The sequence below is a fragment of the Collinsella sp. AM10-26 genome (genome assembly GCF_003472525.1).
Lineage (GTDB): Bacteria > Actinomycetota > Coriobacteriia > Coriobacteriales > Coriobacteriaceae > Collinsella.
Genome location: NZ_QRMC01000004.1, coordinates 52,337 through 69,092 on the forward strand (window position 1 = coordinate 52,337; position 16,756 = coordinate 69,092).

At 60.8% G+C, this 16,756-nt stretch carries 16 protein-coding genes, 1 other RNA gene and 1 pseudogene; 8 read left to right on the plus strand and 10 right to left on the minus strand.

Annotated features, from left to right (window positions below; all coding sequences use genetic code 11):
• Positions 1-208: 208 nt before the first annotated feature.
• Positions 209-613: a nucleoside-diphosphate kinase gene (ndk, locus tag DW123_RS04410; RefSeq protein WP_055251725.1), complete on the plus strand. Its 405-nt coding sequence runs from the start codon at positions 209-211 to the stop codon at positions 611-613.
• Between the two features lie 233 nt (positions 614-846).
• On the opposite strand, the gene rpiB is transcribed toward ndk, so the two are convergent.
• Positions 847-1,314 carry a ribose 5-phosphate isomerase B gene (gene rpiB, locus DW123_RS04415; protein WP_055251633.1) on the minus strand — a complete coding sequence of 156 codons (468 nt, stop codon included), beginning with the start codon at positions 1,312-1,314 and terminating at the stop codon, positions 847-849.
• 267 nt (positions 1,315-1,581) lie between these two features.
• Between rpiB and DW123_RS04420 the strand changes: the two genes are divergently transcribed.
• On the plus strand, positions 1,582-2,904 hold the full coding sequence (locus tag DW123_RS04420) for a serine dehydratase subunit alpha family protein (protein WP_118273598.1): 1,323 nt from the start codon (positions 1,582-1,584) through the stop codon (positions 2,902-2,904).
• Positions 2,905-3,318: 414 nt separating this feature from the next.
• Here the strand turns inward: DW123_RS04420 and DW123_RS09815 are convergent.
• The 5 genes and pseudogenes from DW123_RS09815 to DW123_RS04445 all read right to left on the minus strand — a co-directional run.
• Positions 3,319-3,441 (minus strand): annotated as a pseudogene (locus DW123_RS09815) (helix-turn-helix transcriptional regulator); the annotation flags it as partial.
• Positions 3,442-3,637: 196 nt separating this feature from the next.
• On the minus strand, positions 3,638-3,991 hold the full coding sequence (locus DW123_RS04430; RefSeq protein WP_118273599.1) for a hypothetical protein: 354 nt from the start codon (positions 3,989-3,991) through the stop codon (positions 3,638-3,640).
• Between the two features lie 100 nt (positions 3,992-4,091).
• Positions 4,092-4,712: a helix-turn-helix domain-containing protein gene (locus tag DW123_RS04435; RefSeq protein WP_117762863.1), complete on the minus strand. Its 621-nt coding sequence runs from the start codon at positions 4,710-4,712 to the stop codon at positions 4,092-4,094.
• Between the two features lie 346 nt (positions 4,713-5,058).
• Positions 5,059-5,250, minus strand: coding sequence for an Arc family DNA binding domain-containing protein (locus DW123_RS04440; RefSeq protein ID WP_117734980.1), 192 nt, complete (start codon positions 5,248-5,250; stop codon positions 5,059-5,061).
• Between the two features lie 63 nt (positions 5,251-5,313).
• Positions 5,314-6,333, minus strand: a complete 1,020-nt coding sequence (locus DW123_RS04445; protein ID WP_117734981.1) for an SPFH domain-containing protein — start codon at positions 6,331-6,333, stop codon at positions 5,314-5,316.
• Positions 6,334-6,727: 394 nt separating this feature from the next.
• Here DW123_RS04445 and DW123_RS04450 point away from each other — a divergent pair, with 394 nt between their 5' ends.
• Together DW123_RS04450 and DW123_RS04455 are read left to right on the plus strand one after the other, a co-directional pair.
• Positions 6,728-7,978, plus strand: coding sequence for an MFS transporter (locus tag DW123_RS04450; RefSeq protein ID WP_117799207.1), 1,251 nt, complete (start codon positions 6,728-6,730; stop codon positions 7,976-7,978).
• 257 nt (positions 7,979-8,235) lie between these two features.
• A complete protein-coding gene (locus DW123_RS04455; RefSeq protein ID WP_117743602.1) occupies positions 8,236-9,330 on the plus strand; it encodes a hypothetical protein in 1,095 nt (364 codons plus the stop codon).
• 54 nt (positions 9,331-9,384) lie between these two features.
• Here DW123_RS04455 and DW123_RS04460 read toward each other — a convergent pair whose 3' ends face one another.
• From DW123_RS04460 to trpS, 3 genes are all read right to left on the minus strand, one after another.
• A complete protein-coding gene (locus DW123_RS04460; protein WP_117743637.1) occupies positions 9,385-9,717 on the minus strand; it encodes an MGMT family protein in 333 nt (110 codons plus the stop codon).
• Between the two features lie 257 nt (positions 9,718-9,974).
• The gene (locus DW123_RS04465) at positions 9,975-10,805 is read right to left on the minus strand and encodes an HAD-IIB family hydrolase (RefSeq protein ID WP_233505115.1); all 831 of its coding nucleotides are present in this window, start codon (positions 10,803-10,805) and stop codon (positions 9,975-9,977) included.
• 136 nt (positions 10,806-10,941) lie between these two features.
• Entirely contained in the window at positions 10,942-11,991 is a 1,050-nt protein-coding gene (trpS, locus tag DW123_RS04470; protein WP_118273600.1) for a tryptophan--tRNA ligase, read from the minus strand.
• Between the two features lie 298 nt (positions 11,992-12,289).
• Here trpS and DW123_RS04480 point away from each other — a divergent pair, with 298 nt between their 5' ends.
• On the plus strand, positions 12,290-12,679 hold the full coding sequence (locus DW123_RS04480) for a hypothetical protein (protein ID WP_118098410.1): 390 nt from the start codon (positions 12,290-12,292) through the stop codon (positions 12,677-12,679).
• An 87-nt stretch (positions 12,680-12,766) separates the two neighbouring features.
• Here DW123_RS04480 and DW123_RS04485 read toward each other — a convergent pair whose 3' ends face one another.
• Positions 12,767-13,525: an HAD family hydrolase gene (locus DW123_RS04485; protein WP_118273601.1), complete on the minus strand. Its 759-nt coding sequence runs from the start codon at positions 13,523-13,525 to the stop codon at positions 12,767-12,769.
• A 315-nt stretch (positions 13,526-13,840) separates the two neighbouring features.
• Between DW123_RS04485 and rpsA the strand changes: the two genes are divergently transcribed.
• The 3 genes from rpsA (at position 13,841) to DW123_RS04500 (ending at position 16,702) form a co-directional block, all read left to right on the plus strand.
• Positions 13,841-15,007: a 30S ribosomal protein S1 gene (gene rpsA, locus DW123_RS04490; RefSeq protein ID WP_022095232.1), complete on the plus strand. Its 1,167-nt coding sequence runs from the start codon at positions 13,841-13,843 to the stop codon at positions 15,005-15,007.
• 343 nt (positions 15,008-15,350) lie between these two features.
• Positions 15,351-15,712: RNase P RNA component class A (gene rnpB / locus DW123_RS04495), an RNA gene on the plus strand.
• 351 nt (positions 15,713-16,063) lie between these two features.
• Positions 16,064-16,702 (plus strand): YigZ family protein, encoded by a 639-nt coding sequence (locus DW123_RS04500; RefSeq protein WP_199412323.1) that lies wholly within the window; start codon positions 16,064-16,066, stop codon positions 16,700-16,702.
• Positions 16,703-16,756 lie beyond the last annotated feature (54 nt).

Below are 16,756 nucleotides of genomic sequence, written 5' to 3' on the forward strand. Positions count from 1 at the left end.
GCTCGGTTCGGTGCGGTTGATGGGCAGTCGGATGGTACTCTAGTCGGGCTTCGAAACAGAAGTGACACATATGGAACGCTTCAATTAATTGCAGCGATTCAATAAACATCTTTTTGTTTAACTGCAGCTAAAACTCTGTTACGATGCAGTCCAGGCGAGTGCCGGAATGGGACTTGGGCACGCGCGAACCTACTTGAAAGGCTACCTTATGGCTATCGAGAAGACCTTCATCATGATTAAGCCCGACGCCGTGCGCGATCGCAAGATCGGCGAGATCGTTGCTCGCATTGAGCGCAGCGGCCTTGTCATCGAGCGCATGGAGATGACCACGCTCGAGCGCGCTACCGTCGAGGAGCACTACGCTCATCTGGCCGACAAGCCTTTCTTTGGCGGTCTCTGCGACTTTATGACGAGCGGTCCGGTCGTCAAGATGGTCGTTTCCGGTCTCTCTGCTGTCTCCAAGATGCGCACTCTTATGGGCGCTACCAACCCGCTTGATGCTGCCCCCGGCACCATCCGCGGCGACTTCGCTGTCGATGTCAACGCCAACGTGATTCACGGCTCCGACTGCCTGGAGAACGCCGAGATCGAGATCAAGCGCTTCTTTGGCTAAACCAGCTTTGACTCCTTAAAGCTGTTAGCGTGTGGCTTAGGCGCCGCGGAACTCCATCCGCGGCGCCCTTTTTATCCCAGTAGATTTTTGGGACATGGCTAGAAATCTACCTTTCGCAGTCCATGTGCGACAAAAGGTAGATTTCTAGCCATGTCCCAAAAATCTAATATAGAGCCCCCGCCCGGATTGCGTTCCGGACGGGGGTTTTCGTTGGCGTATGGCGTTGTAGGTCTTTAAGCTTCGTCGACGACCTTGAGGCCGCGGGTCTGGTCGATCTCGTTGAGGAGATTGACGCGGCGCTCGTGACGGCCGCCCTCGAACTCGGCATCGAGCCACTCGTCGACGATCATCTTGGCGAGCTCGGAGCCCACGACGCGGGCGCCAAAGGCGAGCACGTTGGTGTTGTTGTGCATGCGCGAGAGCTTGGCGCTGAAGGGCTCGGAGCACACGACGGCACGAACGCCCTCGACCTTGTTGGCGGCCAAGCTAATCCCGACACCGGTGCCGCAGATCAGGATGCCCAGATCGACGTCGCCGTTGGCTACGGCTTTGCCCACCTTGTAGCCGGCGATGGGGTAATCAAAGCTCTCGGAGGTGTCGGTGCCAAAGTTCACGACCTCGCAGCCGCGCTCCTTCAGGTGCTCGGAAATGATGTTCTTGAGCTCGACGGCGGCGTGGTCGTTGCCGATACCGATCTTCATGAGTGGTTCCTCTCTGGTCCGTGCGGCGGAATTGCTAAAGGTTTTACCGCGTTCGACTGCATGATAGCGCGTCTTTTGCCTAAACACTCGGGCGTTTTTTGGTCAAACGCTTTAGCGGACGCGAACATCAGCCCATCACGAAAAATGCCGCCAATTTGCTTCTGACGGCCGTCTGCCGGAACTCGACTTGCGGTTTTTGGTGCCTTGTTATCAAATGGAGAAGTTGATACTTGCGAGAGCAACCCGTTATACATGTAGGAGATACCTATGCCTACCGATTCCATCCGTGATACCGCGTTTTGTGATGTTTTGAACCGCGAGCTTGTCTGTGCGCTCGGCTGCACCGAGCCCATTGCCGTTGCCTATGCGGCGGCGCTGGCGAGCCAGACGCTCGGTTGCGAACCCGAACATATGGATGTTGCCTGCTCGGGCAACATCATCAAGAACGTAAAGAGCGTGACCGTGCCCAACTCGGGCGGTATGCACGGTATTGAGGCCGCGGCCGTGCTGGGTGCCGTGGGCGGTGACGCCAAGAGCGCGCTCGAGGTGCTCGAGAGTGTTGGCGATGCAGACCGTGCTCGCGTGACCGAGCTGCTCTCCGATGCCGACTACTGCGATGTGTCGCTTGTCGAGGGTGTGCCCAACCTCTACATTAAGGTGACTGCCACGGCCGGAGGTCATACTGCGGTCGTCGAGATCACCGACCATCACACCAATGTTACGTGCCATACACTCGATGGCATTCCGGTGTGTGGCAAGTCGGCGGGGGAGTGTGCCGCCTGCGCCGAGCGCGTTGTGGCCGAGCGTGCCGCCGATAACGCCGATACGCCCATGTCGATTGAGTCTATCATTGACTTTATCGAGGACGGCGACATCGAGGGCGCCCGCGCTGCCGTTGAGCGTCAGATTGAGCTGAACGGCGCTATTTGCGCCGAGGGCTTGGCGAATGCTTGGGGCGCCGAGGTGGGCCGTACGCTGCTGGGCGCTCGCGCCGACGATGTCGCCTGCCGTGCGCGTGCGCGTGCGGCCGCCGGGTCTGACGCCCGTATGAACGGCTGTGCGCTACCGGTCGCCATTGTGTGCGGCTCGGGCAACCAGGGTATTACCTGTGCGTTGCCCGTTATGGAATATGCCGACTACCTGCGCTGCGACCACGAGCGCCTGGTGCGTGCCGTGATGCTGTCTGATCTTATTGCCGTGCATATCAAGAGCTATATTGGTGCGCTTTCGGCGTTTTGCGGTGCTATTTGCGCTGCGTGCGGTGCCGGCGCGGCGATTACCTGGCTGTGCGGTGGCACGCGCGAGCAGATCGGCGCGACGGTCTCCAATACGCTCGGTAACGTGGGCGGCATCGTGTGCGATGGCGCCAAGGCAAGCTGCGCCGCTAAGATTTCCGCTGCCGTTGATGCGGCGATTCTGGGCCACGATATGGCCATGCAGGGCCGCGGCTTCCGTGCCGGCGAGGGCCTGATTCAGGATACGGTGGAAGAGACGATCGCCAGCATGGGCTATGTGGGCCGCGTTGGCATGAAGGATACCGACGTCGAGATCCTCAACATCATGATCGGCAAGACCATCGTCGACTGCTAGGGGCTCTGGGGCACTGCATCTTGTTGTTGAAACTATCGCGCTTGTGGCTGTAAAGCACCTGTCTGCATTGCGGACAGCGAGAATCTCGCGGTATGTCACCAGGTCGTTCTCGCGCTTGATGCGCTCGAGGACGGTTGCGACAACAAGCGCCGCTATCGCCGGCAGGAACGTCGCAGCCGCGGCGACGCCGGCGCCCCAGGTGCCCTCCATCCAGTTAAACGCCGGCGACAGTATCAGCGCGAACGCCACCGCCAGCAACGCGAGCATCAGCACGGCCAGCCATAGCATCCGCGTTCCCATGCGCTTGCGATCTCTTTCGACTGCCTCTTCCATAACGGTCACGTCTCCCTTCACGAGCGTGTCTATGGAGGTGTCGAATAGGATGCTCAGCATGAGCAGACTCTGGACGTCCGGATACGTCTTGTCCCGCTCCCAGTTGCTGATCGTCTGACGCGATACATAGAGCTTCTCGGCAAGTTGCTCTTGCGAGAGGCCCATCGCCTCGCGCCGCGTCTTGATCTGGTTGCTGATGTCCATCGTCACCTCCCGGTCGTGAAGGAGCGTCCCGCGAACACGTAGGGTGCGCTATCGAATCTGTTGTACATCATATGCGGCAAGGCTTGCCGGGCGCTGCAAAAACTGTTTTGCACGGGGTTTACCTGCATGATTGTTGCTGCGATGCGTGCCATCGCCGCGGGGAGATTTGGCTTGTGGAGGCTTGCGGGGCGATGGCTTAGCGATGCTGTCGAGCAATCGTCCAAGTGCGCAGGCCCATGGCGGCGTAGCCGATTGCGGTATAGGCAACCCCATGGAACGCAAGGTCCCGGCTGCCCTCGACCGCGAGGGGAAACAGGAGCGCGGATCCGATTCCGAGCGCCGCGGGTATCCAGAAGAGCGTCCTCGCGGAGTTCGCGGCGAGCAGGCCGAGGGCGATCGCAGTTACGGGGAGCACGAGGTAGATCAGCGTCATCATGGCGATCATGCCGGCATCGGGTGGGACGATGCTCACCAGGAGGACGGGGATTGCCCAGCAGGCGCCAACGATTGCGATCAATGCGATGAGGGACGCGCGTACGGTGACGTTCATGGGGCACCTCCTAACGGGAATCGCCCCCATTCTGGCATACATCTTCAGAATGGGGGCAAAGGGGGATACCATTTCGGGGAACGGGTGCGTACCCGCGCTTTTAACTCAGCATCTTGGCGAGCATGCCGATGCCGACGCCCACCAGTCCGCCGGCGATGGCGCCGATGATGATCTGCACCGCGTTGCGCGTGCCCTTGACCCAAGGGTTCATCTCGCGCTCACGGCGCCCCTCGAGCGTGTCGCGATCGACCTGCTCGCCGCGGCTAAACGCCAACACCTCGCGGTACGTGACGAGGTCGTGCTGCTTCTTCATGCGTTCCATATACACGAACGCCACGAGCATCACGACGAGCGCCACGGCGGCAAACGCCGCGGTGGGCGCGATGTGCATGCCCCAGCCCCATTCGAACTGGAACGCCGCCCACGCGCTCAGCACCAAAAACACGACCGCGCTCACGACCGTGATTGTGGAGAGGGCGTTGTACTTCTTGACCGCTTCGTTCATTACCTGTGCCATGGTTTCCACATCTCCTTTGATGAGGGAGTCCACGGTCACCCCGAACACGTTGGAAAGCAGCAGCAGGCTCTGGACATCCGGATACGTACGGCCGCACTCCCAGTTGCTGATGGTCTGGCGCGACACGTAGATGCGCTCCGCCAGATCGTCTTGGGACAGTCCGAGCTCCGTGCGATGCTCCTTGATGTGCGAGCCCAGCTCCATGCGTTTGCTCCCTAGAGGGTCGGGGTGACCCCTGTCGAGAGCCACCATGTCATTGACGCGAGCATCGTACCATCAAAGGTCTTTATATTTGACCCCCACGGGGCAAAATCGAGCTGTCAAAAGGCTTTATATACGACATCTAGCTGGGAAAAGAACGGTCCCCAAAGGCGGATGCCTCCGGGGACCGGTTGGTGCGTATAGAGGGGGCGAGCTTGCTTTGGGTTGGTGTTGGCCCCGCCGCTCGGCTCGACTTTGGAGCGGCGGGGCTCAGCTCTGCCTCGGCGCTGGCGAGGCAGAGCGCGGCTTTGCCCCGACGTCGGCAGCGGCCGAGCCCTGTCTTCCCGGCTTAGCCCTCTTCGCCTTTGGGCGTGCCCTTGAACGAGGGCTCTTTCTTTGGCAGCCTTCCCGCGCGTTTGAGGGCGTCTCGCAAGATCCATTCCACCTGACCGTTGGCGCTGCGCATCTCATCGTCCGCCCAGCGTTGGACGGCCTCCCAGATAGCGGGGTCTATACGGAGTGGATACTGCTTGCGTGCCATGACGTGCCTTCTTGTCGAATGTGCAATTCTGCACCCGTCCCAAATTACTCATTGGTGTTGGGGTTAGTACAGCGAGCCTGCGTTGAGCACCGGGTGCGCCTCGGATTCACCGCAGAGCACCACCATGAGGTTGCTGGCCATCTGCGCCTTGCGCTCGTCGTCGAGCTCGATGGTGCCGCCGGCAGCCATCTCCTTCACGGCCATGTCGACCATGGAGACCGCGCCCTCGACGATCTTCTTGCGTGCGGCGATGACGGCCTCGGCCTGCTGGCGGCGCAGCATCGCCTGGGCGATCTCGGGGGAGTAGGCGAGGTGCGTGAGACGTGCATCGTCGACCTCGACGCCGGCGGGCGCCAGGCGCATCGCGAGCTCGCGGCGCAGGGCTTCGGAGACCTCTTCCACATTGGCGCGCAGCGTGATGGCGCCGGCGGCATCGGACTCGTCCTCCAGGTGGTCGTAGGCGTACACGCTCGCCACGTGGCGCAGCGCCGTCTCGGCCTGCATGGCGACATAGCTCTGGTAGTCGTCGACGTCGAAGAGCGCCTTGGCGGTATCGGCGACGTGCCACACCACGACGGTTGCGATCTCGATGGGGTTGCCCATTTTGTCGTTGACCTTCAGGCGCTCGCCATTCAGGGTGCGCACGCGGGTGGAGATGGTGGTGGGGTTGCCCTTGGCGGCCTTCTGCGCCGCGGCCTTGGCGGCCTTGGAATCGCTCATCTCGAGCTCGATCATCTCGCCGATCCCGGCCGATCCGCCCATGCTCTTGCTAAAGAACGGGTTGGCCCAGAAGAAGCCCTCGTCGCGGACGGTGCCCACGTACTTGCCGAACAGGATGCACACGCGCGCCTGGCCGGGCTGCAGCGAGAAGAATCCGTTGAGTGGGATGAACCACAGGCAAAACGCGAGGATGCTGAGGCCGAGCCCCCATCCGTAGACTGCGGGCGCGTCGACGCCGTCGGGCGTGCTCGCGAGCCCGATGGTGCTCCAGATAAAGAGGCCGATGATGGCGATGAGCGCCACCGCCACGGCGACGAGCATGCCGTAGCCCGACTTGGCCTTGAGTTGCTTTTCCACGCTCATTGTGAGTTCCTTTCACGACTGCGCCGGCGTTTGCGTGACGTCCCCGGCGCCGCGCTCCAGATTGCGATGGGGAGGAGGCGAGTCCCCGAGCAGTCCGTGCGACTACTGATTGCATTGTGATATCACATTGAGACCAAGTCAAGGAGAATCGGATGCCGTCTCTCATGGCATAAGTGGTTCGGGGCGCCCGGCATCTACGCTCCGTAGAGGTCTTCCTGTTGCATCTTGGCTCGCAAGTCCCTATAATAGCCCCACTCACGGCTGAAGGTTTACCTCTAGATTTGGAAAGGGGAGCTGCACCATGCTTGCTTCCATGAGGATTTGGCTCTAGCCACGGTCGCGTGAGCGACCGGTACTTCGCTGCATACCACCGATCGCATCAAAGGATTATTCCATGACACAACCGAATCCCTGCGCTTCTTGGAAGCGCTCGCTCGCCATCGTCTGGATCGGCGAGTTCTTCTCCGTGCTCACGAGCTCCATTCTGCAGATGGGTCTCATCTGGCACGTCACCCTCACCACCGGCTCCGCGAGCGCCCTGTCGTTCGTGAGCCTGGCGGCCTTCTTGCCCATGGCGCTCCTCGGCGCCTTCGCGGGCACCATCGTGGACCGCACGTCCATCAAGCGTCTCATGATCGGCGCCGATCTCTTCATCGCGGCCGTGAGCCTCACGCTTGTCTTCGGCTCGCTTCGGGGCGACCTTTCTGTCGCCGTTGTGGCGGCGGTGCTGTTCGTCCGTGCGCTGGGCAGCACGCTCCATACGCCCGCCTTCAACGCGCTCACACCGCTCATCGCCCCGCCCGAGGTGCTCGGCAAGCTGGCGGGCATGCTGCAGTTCATGCAGTCGGGTAGCTATATCATCGGCAACGCCATCGCCGCGGCGGTCTACCCGGCATTTGGTCTGACTTTCATGATCGCGCTCGATGTCGCCGGGGCGGTGCTCGCGAGCATCGCGGTGGCGACCTCCGGCATCAAGACGCCGGCGCCCGAGCGCCATACGCCCGAGGAGAACGCCGAGGCGTCGCACCGCGCGGTGCGGGCCTTCCTATTGGAGACGGCCAACGGGTACCGCGAGCTCAAACGCCATCACGGTCTGTTCGCCATGCTCTGGATCGGCTTCGCCTTCTCGGTCCTGTTCTCGCCCATATCCGCGCTGTTCCCGCTCATGGTGTTCGACCATTTTGGGGGCACCACTACGCAGTCGGCTATCGCGGAGATCGCGTTCTCGGTCGGCATGATCGCGGCGAGCGGCTGGATCGGGGCGACGGGTGGCCTTAAGAACCGCGCGCTTTCGTGCACGCTGGCCATCGGCCTCTTCGGAGCGGGCACGCTCGCGGGCGGCCTCGTGCCCCCTTCCGCGCTCGTTGTGTTTCTGGGGCTTACGTTCGCGATGGGGGTCTCGAGTCCGCTGTACAGCGCGCCGCAGATGGCGCTCATGCAGGAGCGCGTCGATCCCGAGTGCATGGGCCGCGTCTTCGGTCTGTACGGAGCGGTCTGCAGCTGGGCTATGCCCGTGGGGCTCGTCGCATCGACCTTGTTCGCGGACGCCATCGGCGTAAGCGCGTGCTTCGTGCTTATCGGTGCTGCAATGGTGATCCTAGCAGGCATCACCTGGGCGATCCCGAGCATCCGCAAGATTGGGTAGCGCTCTGGCGGAGTGCGTTTCGTTTCGGACGGCTCGTAGGGTCGCTGCGACGTGAAGGGTGGTCGACGGTGCGCCTGCGAGGGCGCCGTCGACCACCCTTTTGTTTAATTCGTCTGGCCCGGCGCCGATCATCATCTGTTCGCCGGGCGATTGCGATGCCGCCGCTTGCCGATACGCGGCTCCTTACGTTGTGCGCATCCCATCGTTCTGGCAGCGTTTCCTGCAGTTAATCTCCAGAGCCCAAGGCGGTGGCCCCTATGAGTAATCTGCTCGAATCCATTCTGCGCGTCGGTATGACCGTGTTCATCGTCGGCCCGCTCACTGCATGGGTCGCCCGCCGCGGCGCGCGCGAGCGCAGCGAGGCAACGGACAGCCTCGATTGCTTCACGGTGCGCATGCCCGCAGCCATCCGCACGATCATCGCCTGCTGCGCCGTCGCGTTCGAACTGCTCATGCTGGGTGTCTACGTCTGGCAGGGCGTCTCGCTGGGCGAGTGGGACCACGAACTTGTGTGGTTCGGTCATGCCATGGCGCTCGCGGGTATGGCTATCTGGGCCTTGCTGAGCATCCCGCGTATCGACGTGGACGGTGGGCGCATTCTCTCGCGTAACGCCTTCGGCATCCGCAAGGAGACGACGTTTGGCAACATCACCCGTGCAACGCTTCACGCGCAGATGATGAGGATCGACCTGTTCGAGGGCGACCGGAAGTTCTGCTCGATAAGTCTCGAGGGGGTGTGCTCGCTCAACCTCCTCGCCCGTCTGGAGGAAGAGGGCATCGAAGTCTCGGACGCCGTCGACGGTCCCATGACCAAGGCGGGCCTGTGTTGGTCTGCCATCAAGCCGTTGACGATTGTTTTCAACGGCATGGCCCTCGTCTTCTCGCTCGTCCTCGCCTTCATGGCGGTCTTCACCGACGAGGGTGCGCGCCTGCTCGTGCTCATCCCGTTCCTGTTCCTGTTCATAGGGGGGTTCCTGCCCCTGCTCATGCTCGGCATGCCGGCCCGCGGCATCCTCGAGATCGGCAGGCAGGAGCGCGCGCTCGGTTTCTCCTTCTCCGAGGAGATGGCAAGCCGAGGTGCCACGGGTACTTCGCTTGTCGATGACGATTGGTTCATCGAGATCAGCAACGCCCGCGTCGTGGCGTTTCGCCGCGATTACCTCAAGAAGATCACGGCGCACGAGAACAGCGAGAGCGGCGACCGCTGCACGGTGACCACGAGGGGTGGTCGCAAAATCAAGGTGTATGCAGCGGGCAGCACGCTCGAGGACCTGCGCACGTGGTTCAAACAGAGTGCCAAGGTCAGAAGCACACTCGACCGCGCGGGGGACGCACTCGAGGCGACCGTTTGATTGGGTTGCCTGCCAAGGATCCAAAACGGGAAGGGGCGCTGTCGGCGCCCCTTGTCATACCAGGCCCGCTGGCCAGCGAGAGGCCTGCAGGTCGACATGTCCGTTGGCGAGGAAGGCAACGCCTTCGTCCTCGAGCAGTGTGCGCTGCGCCTCGGGCCCACCGAAGGCGAACCCCTCCGCGAGGCGTCCGTCGGCGAATACGATGCGATGACAGGGGATGGTGCCGGGTTCCGGATTGACGTGCAGGGCGTATCCCACGTATCGGGCTCGACGGGGCTCACCAACGAGCTTGGCGATCTGACCATATGTGGCAACCATGCCGCAGGGCACCTGGCGTACCATGTCGTATACGCGGTTGAAGAATCCGTCGGTGTCCCGGTCTGCCATGCCGCCCTCACTTTCAATCGATATCGCCATTGTAGTCAAGAAAGGCGCCCCACATGTGCGGGGCGCCTTTCCAAAGAGGTGTTGCGCGAGGGGAGGGAAGGCGCAACGTTCGTGTCGAAGGTCTTTAATTCGCCTGTGCCTTCATTAAGTTAACTATAGCTAATTCTCTGAGACCCAAGTCGTAGACCGACGAGCACACAGCCTCTCCATAAGTTAATCAAGGGTTACAAATAGAAAGACACAGTGACATGTGGTCGTTAGGGTTCAAGGAATCGCTCGATGAGTTCGGAGAACGCACCCTCAGTCCCAGCCGTTTCAAGGACGACATCGCAATACGGCCGCACGTCGTCGGTGACATTCGCCACGCCGACGCCCAGTCCCGCCGCCTTGATCATGGAGAGGTCGTTTGCGGAATCACCAACGGCGATGACCTCGGACATCGGAATTCCCAGCATATCGGCAAGGCGCGTGAGCCCCGTCCCTTTGTCAACGCCTGCGGGCATGAGTTCGAGGTAGCGCTTGGAGGAGAAGGTGATGTCAACGCCGAGTCGCTCGGCCATCGGCGCGAGCTTGCGGCCCAATTCCTGCAGCTCATCGAAGTCCCAGTCGACGTACAGGATCTTCACGATGCCACGGCCTTCAAGGAATGAGAGGTCGGGATGGTCAGATCCGCGAAAATGAGTGACCCCGGTGATCGATTCCAGATAGTCACGCTCCCGTGTGGGTGCGTCATTCACGAACACGTGGCCGTCGGCGACGTTGACGTGCATGCAGAGTCCGAGTTCGAGCCCCTTTGCATAGATCGCGTTCGCGCATTCGTTGGAAAGGCCGCAGGTGGTGAGCGGGGTGGGGTCTCCCACGCGGTTGATGAAGCCGCCGTTATAGGAGAGCACATAGCCGTCTTCGATCAGCTCGCGGGCCTCCCCCGAGAAGTTGTCCATGATAGAGGAATACCATCGCCCGCTCGAAGGGACGAACAGCACACCGAGCTCCCTCATGCGTTTGAGTGCTCGGAGATTGGACGCCGGGATGGCGTGGTCGGCATCGAGAAACGTCTCATCCATATCGCTGGCAACAAGTCGGTACATGCAATCCCCCATACAACGTAAAAAACGAGGCGGGCTTATTATCGCCCACCTCGTAAGACCTTGGCTATGTCGAAGGCGTGGACACGTGAAGATGGCCCATTCGCGTGTCGCGGCGCGTTTCCGCGAGCCGGATGGCTTAGTACAACATTCCCATGGCTTCGCGTACCTCGGCGAGCGTCGCCTCGGCGACCTCGTTGGCACGGCGATTGCCCTCGCGTAGGACGTCCTTGACGTAGTCCATATCCTGGACCAGTTCCTCGCGGCGGGCGCGGATGGGGGCAAAGTGCTCGTTCACGCTTTCGGTGACGTACTTCTTGAGCTGGCCGGAGCCGCCCATGCCGATCTCTTCGGCGATCTCGACCTCGGAGCGGCCGGTGCAGATCGCGGCGGTGGAGAGCAGGCCGGATACGCCAGGGCGCGCCTCGGGATCGAACGTGATCATACGCTCGCCGTCGGTCTGGCTCTTCTTGATGCGCTTGGCGGTCTCCTCGGCCGTCATCGAGATGTTGATGGCGTTGCCGTAGGACTTGCTCATCTTGCGCCCGTCAAGGCCGGGCAGCAGCGGCGTGTCGGACAGCAGCGCGTCGACCTCGGGGAACACCTTGCCGTAGTGGTTGTTGAACTTGCGTGCGATGGTGCGGGTGAGCTCGATGTGCGGCAGCTGGTCGCGCCCGACCGGCACCATGTTGCCCTTGCAGAACAAGATGTCGCACGCCTGGTGCACGGGGTAGGTGAGCAAAAGGCCGGTGAGCTCATGGCCGCTGGCCTCCATCTCGGCCTTGACGGTGGGGTTGTGCTGCAGCAGGGCCTCGGAGACGAGCGACAAGAACGGCAGCATGAGCTGGTTTGCCGCGGGCACGGCGGAGTACGTGTAGATCATCGTCTTGTCGGGGTCCAGGCCGCAGGCCAGGTAGTCGATGACCATGTTGTAGACGTTGTCCTGGATGTTATCGGTGCTGTCGCGGTCGGTGATGACCTGGTAGTCGGCGATGAGCACGTTGGTGTGCACGCCCATGTCCTGCAGCTCGACACGGCTCTTGAGCGTGCCGAAGTAGTGGCCGAGGTGCAGGCGGCCGGTGGGGCGGTCGCCGGTGAGCATGGTGTACTTCTCGGGGTGCTGCGGCAGGTCGGCGCGGATCTGGTTGCTGCGCTCGAGGCTGACCTCATAGCTGAGCTCGTTGGGCATGCTGTCTCCTTTTGGGTTGAGCGCCTGGCCGGCATTGTCGGTCTTGGTTGAAGATGAAGCTACCAGAGAAACGGCGTCTCTTGCCGGAATCAACGATGGTTTTCGCCGTGTCGTCCCGCAGGGTCGTTTCCCTTCTTGGGAAGGAGCCCCTCGATATGCTCGAGCCGCTCCTCATGGGCCACGTGCGCCGCGCGCTCCTCGGCGGCGAAAGCGGGGTCTTCGGGCGTGACGATCTCATCTCGCTGTCAACTCCGGTACCACCGCGACGGCGCTCCTGAGCCTGCTCGTCGACAAGCCGGTGACTATCTACACCACCAACGGCTATGCATGTCGGTTTACGGGCGAGCTTGCTGCTAAGGTGGTGGTAATTGGCGGCGACTTCAACCCCGTTACCTGCTCGCTCACCGGTCCTATGGTTGAGAGCGCGCTGCGCGAGCTGTACTTTGACCGGGCGTTTATAGGTGTCAACGCGGTGGACGAGGACCGCGGCATCATGACGCCAGGTTATCCCGAGGCTATCAAAAAACGTATCGTGATGCAGAATTCCCAGGCGAGTTACGTACTCGCCGATAGCTCCAAGTTCCACGTGTTTTCAAATGTAAAGGTGTGCGACCTGGAGGGCTTTACTGTTATTTCCGACAAGCGCGACGCCAAAATCGGCGAACGCGTCAAAATGATCACGGCCTAGGACACTGGGGCATCGCATCTTGCCCTCAAGCCGTTGCCCACGTAATGAAGCGTGGGGCAAACGTGCGCCCCATTCCTGATTTGGGGACTAGCTTAGTTCGTCGGCTATTTGGTGCTCGTAGAAGGCTTCTGCTACGGCGTTAAAGTCGCGGGCGAAGTCTTTCATGGTTCCACGCCAGGTGGCTCGGCCGGGCTTTCCTTGGCCCACATAGGCGGTTTGAATGCCGCAGTCGGGGCTGGGGAAATCGCGCTTGGGGTCGTTGCCCACCATGAGGACCTCATGTGGCTCGAGCCCCATGACCTGCAGCTGCTCTAGATAATATGTGGCATCGGGCTTGCAGCGCGTGGCGTTGCCCATGTGCGTTACGAGCTCGAAGGGCGCGTCTGTCAGCTCGCCCCAGCCCATGCGGCACTCGATGGCGCTTTGAGGAAAGCTGGGGTTGGTGAAGAGCGCGCAGCGCAGCCCTGCGTCCTGTACGGCTTGAAGCGCGGCGTGCGCACCCGGCATGGCTTTTGCGTTGATCATGTCATCGTTCTTGTACGGCAGAACTTCGTGATCGTAGTAGGTAAACGCCTCGTAGATAAGTGGGTCCGAGAGGCAAATGCCGCACCGGCGCTCGACCTCGGTCTGGTAAAACTCAAGATTGGTGCGATTGTCCGTGCTGCTGCGGCGATTGGCGTTGAGGTCGACCAGGATGGTGCCGAGGCGCGCCATCGTGCCCCCGCGGCTGCGACGTCCGATATCCGCGAGCATCGACGAGACATCCTTAAAATAGCGAAGGATGAACGCGTTGAGGTTGATGCTAAGAAGCGTCTCGTCCATATCGAAAACGACTGCTTTGAGCACGCGGGCACCTTTCTCGAAAAATCGTTCCAGAATCGTATGTCTGGGATACTTTACCCCAAAGCAGTGTGCCTAGCTGCTCATCGTCAACTTGTGGAGACAGTCGTTCACAAGATTGCGAAAAAGTCTCCATACGAGTAAAAAATCGCAGTTCACGCTTGAAATCGAAGCGATTTCCCCGTAATCTATACGAACGTGATTGCATAAGCGTCACATCAGTATCTGTCGGCTCCCGAGTGTTCCTAAACGTTGTGTGCTTGTCGCACCCTTCTGTAGGTCCTAGCAATCGGGGCCCCGTAGTTCGAAAGGGGTCCACCTTTGAGTGAGATTCAGAACTCGTCCATTTTCTCTCTTGACGATGTCAACGAGGAGGAGATGAACAACCTCATCGACGGTACGATTACCGACTTTGATGAGGGCGATCTCGTTAACGGCACTGTCGTTAAGATCGAGCATGACGAGGTGCTCGTTGACATCGGATTCAAGTCCGAGGGCGTTATCCCGGTCCGCGAGCTGTCCATCCGCAAGGACGCTAACCCTGCAGACATCGTTGCACTCGGTGATCCCATCGAGGCCCTGGTTCTCCAGAAGGAGGACAAGGACGGTCGTCTGGTCCTGTCCAAGAAGCGTGCCGAGTACGAGCGTGCTTGGAACCGCATCGAGGAGAAGTTCAACTCCGGCGAGAACGTCGAGGGCGAGGTTATCGAGGTTGTCAAGGGCGGCCTGATCCTCGACATCGGTCTGCGTGGCTTCCTGCCCGCTTCCCTCGTCGACCTCCGTCGCGTCAAGGACCTCACCTCCTACATGGGCACCCGCATCGAGGCCCGCGTTATCGAGATGGACCGCAACCGCAACAACGTCGTCCTCTCCCGTCGCGTCGTGCTCGAGGAGTCCCGTAAGGCCGAGCGCTCCGAGATCCTGTCCAAGCTCAAGTCTGGCATGCGTCTCCAGGGCACCGTTTCCTCCATCGTCGACTTCGGCGCCTTCGTCGACCTCGGCGGTATTGACGGCCTCATCCACATCTCCGAGCTCTCCTGGAACCACGTCAACCATCCTTCCGAGGTTGTCAAGGTCGGCCAGGAGGTCGAGGTCGAGGTTCTCGACGTCGATCTCAACCGCGAGCGCATCTCCCTGGGTCTCAAGCAGACCACCGAGGATCCGTGGCGCGCACTGGTCAAGAAGTACCCCGTCGGCGCTATCGTCGAGGGCACTGTGACCAAGCTTGTCCCGTTCGGCGCTTTCGTCGACCTGGGCGAGGGCATCGAGGGCCTGGTGCATATCTCCGAGATGGCCAACAAGCACGTCGATCAGCCTTCTCAGGTCACCCACGTGGGCGACAAGGTTCAGGTCAAGGTCATGGAGATTGACCTCGACCGTCGTCGTATCTCCCTGTCCATGAAGTCCGCTGCTGAGACTCTGGGTGTTGAGATCGAGGTTACCCCGCTGCCTTCCGAGAAGAAGGACGAGGAGACCGACGCCGAGTAAATCGGTTTGACGATCACTTGTTTTAAGGGATCCGTCCGTAATGGACGGGTCCCTTTTTGCATTTACTGCCGAGATGTTCGGTAGTGCCTGCGCGTAACGCTGCTTGGGCTATTCGCCTGCTATTGAGTTGTCGGTGCATGAAAAAACGCCGACATCCCGCCTCGGGGAGGAGGCGGGAACGCACCGAGTAGACGGAGGGGTGCGGAGCGCGGTCGCGTCTCGACTGACGACGTTGCCCATCGGCGTTCCTATTGTACTGCATGACATGGTTCTTGGTTTATCGTGTCGAGCGCTTGTGTTGTGCCGCTGCCTATGCTGACGGTGTGCTACACTCTTGCACTGCTGAGTGGGCCAGACGGTCGCGCGATGTGCTGCTTGCAGCACGCGTGAGGAAAGTCCGGGCTCCAGAGGGCGGGATGCCGGCTAACGGCCGGGCGGAGTGATCCGACGGAAAGCGCCGCAGAAAAGAAGACTCCCACCTGCGCCGCAAGGCGTAAAGGGAAAAGCTGAAACGGTGGTGTAAGAGACCACCAGCGTCGTGGCAACACGGCGGCTTGGCAAGCCCCATCCGGAGCAAGCGCGAATAGGAACGCTATGGGCCGGCCCGGTCCGCGTTCGGGTAGCGTGCGTGGAGCTGCACGGTAACGTGCAGACAAGATAAATGACCGTTCACGACAGAACCCGGCTTATAGGCCCACTCAGCTATCTTGTTGACGCTGCGACGGCGTCAGCTGGCCGATTTGGCGCTCATTCGTCGGTCGCCGCCATAAGGCGTGCTCCCTCCTCTTTCGGGCCAAATCGACTCAGCTGACGCCGTCTCGCTGTTTTTGCCTGGTCATCGGCGGCTCCATTTTTGTTGCGGTCTCGGCTTTCAAGGCACCTTGCTCGCGCTGACGGGTTCTCGCTTTCGTTGACGGATTCATCGGCGTTGTCATCCTTGGCGTCTCGCTGTTTTTGCCTGGTCATCGGTGTCGCCGTTCTATTTACCGGGGTAAACGGTACGGGCTTTGCCGTATTATTGAGGCTGTTTGTTGCTTTGCTTGTTGTTGAGGGGCTTTGTTGGACAGCTATTTTACTCTGCAATCGAATATTGAGGCTTCGGGCGAGTTTGTGGACCGTAAGAGCCGGTTTATTGCCCAGCTGGTCCATATTGAGTCTGAGGATGAGGCGAATACCTTTATCGAGATGGTCCGCAAGCGTCATTACGATGCTCGACACAATGTTCCCGCTTGGATTTTGGTCGATGGACGCGAGCGTCAGAGCGACGACGGTGAACCGAGTCGAACCAGCGGCATGCCGACGCTCGAGGTGCTTCGCGGTGCTGGGCTCAAAAATGTTTGCTGCGTGGTAACGCGCTATTTTGGTGGCACGCTGCTGGGGCCTGGTGGCTTGGTGCGCGCCTATACCGCGGCGACGCAGGCGGCGGTGGCGGCGGCTCAGGAGTCCGGGCAGATCGTCGAGATGACGAGCGTCGTGCCTGTTGACGTGCGTGTGGCCTATCCGCAGTATGAGCAGGTGCTTCGCTTGGCGCAGGATTGTGGTGCCAAGGTTTCGGATACCGATTACGCGGATGCCGTGACGATTCATTTGGTGTTTAAGGCGGGGGAGCAGGAGTCGTTTTGCGCCAAGATGCGCGAGCTTATGGCCGGTCGCGAGGAGATCGAGGTCGGCGCTCCCGAATTTGCTGAGTTCTAACGGCGACGGCCGGCGTGCTTTTGGATGGATCCCAAGCGTGCCGGCTGTCGTTTT

Excerpts from the sequence above, each read along its gene's own strand:
- ndk (WP_055251725.1), top strand. The coding sequence starts at position 209 with ATGGCTATCGAGAAGACCTTCATCATGATTAAGCCCGACGCCGTGCGC.
- rpiB (WP_055251633.1), bottom strand. The coding sequence starts at position 1,314 with ATGAAGATCGGTATCGGCAACGACCACGCCGCCGTCGAGCTCAAGAAC.
- DW123_RS04420 (WP_118273598.1), top strand. The coding sequence starts at position 1,582 with ATGCCTACCGATTCCATCCGTGATACCGCGTTTTGTGATGTTTTGAAC.
- DW123_RS04430 (WP_118273599.1), bottom strand. The coding sequence starts at position 3,991 with ATGAACGTCACCGTACGCGCGTCCCTCATCGCATTGATCGCAATCGTT.
- DW123_RS04435 (WP_117762863.1), bottom strand. The coding sequence starts at position 4,712 with ATGGAGCTGGGCTCGCACATCAAGGAGCATCGCACGGAGCTCGGACTG.
- DW123_RS04440 (WP_117734980.1), bottom strand. The coding sequence starts at position 5,250 with ATGGCACGCAAGCAGTATCCACTCCGTATAGACCCCGCTATCTGGGAG.
- DW123_RS04445 (WP_117734981.1), bottom strand. The coding sequence starts at position 6,333 with ATGAGCGTGGAAAAGCAACTCAAGGCCAAGTCGGGCTACGGCATGCTC.
- DW123_RS04450 (WP_117799207.1), top strand. The coding sequence starts at position 6,728 with ATGACACAACCGAATCCCTGCGCTTCTTGGAAGCGCTCGCTCGCCATC.
- DW123_RS04455 (WP_117743602.1), top strand. The coding sequence starts at position 8,236 with ATGAGTAATCTGCTCGAATCCATTCTGCGCGTCGGTATGACCGTGTTC.
- DW123_RS04460 (WP_117743637.1), bottom strand. The coding sequence starts at position 9,717 with ATGGCAGACCGGGACACCGACGGATTCTTCAACCGCGTATACGACATG.
- DW123_RS04465 (WP_233505115.1), bottom strand. The coding sequence starts at position 10,805 with ATGTACCGACTTGTTGCCAGCGATATGGATGAGACGTTTCTCGATGCC.
- trpS (WP_118273600.1), bottom strand. The coding sequence starts at position 11,991 with ATGCCCAACGAGCTCAGCTATGAGGTCAGCCTCGAGCGCAGCAACCAG.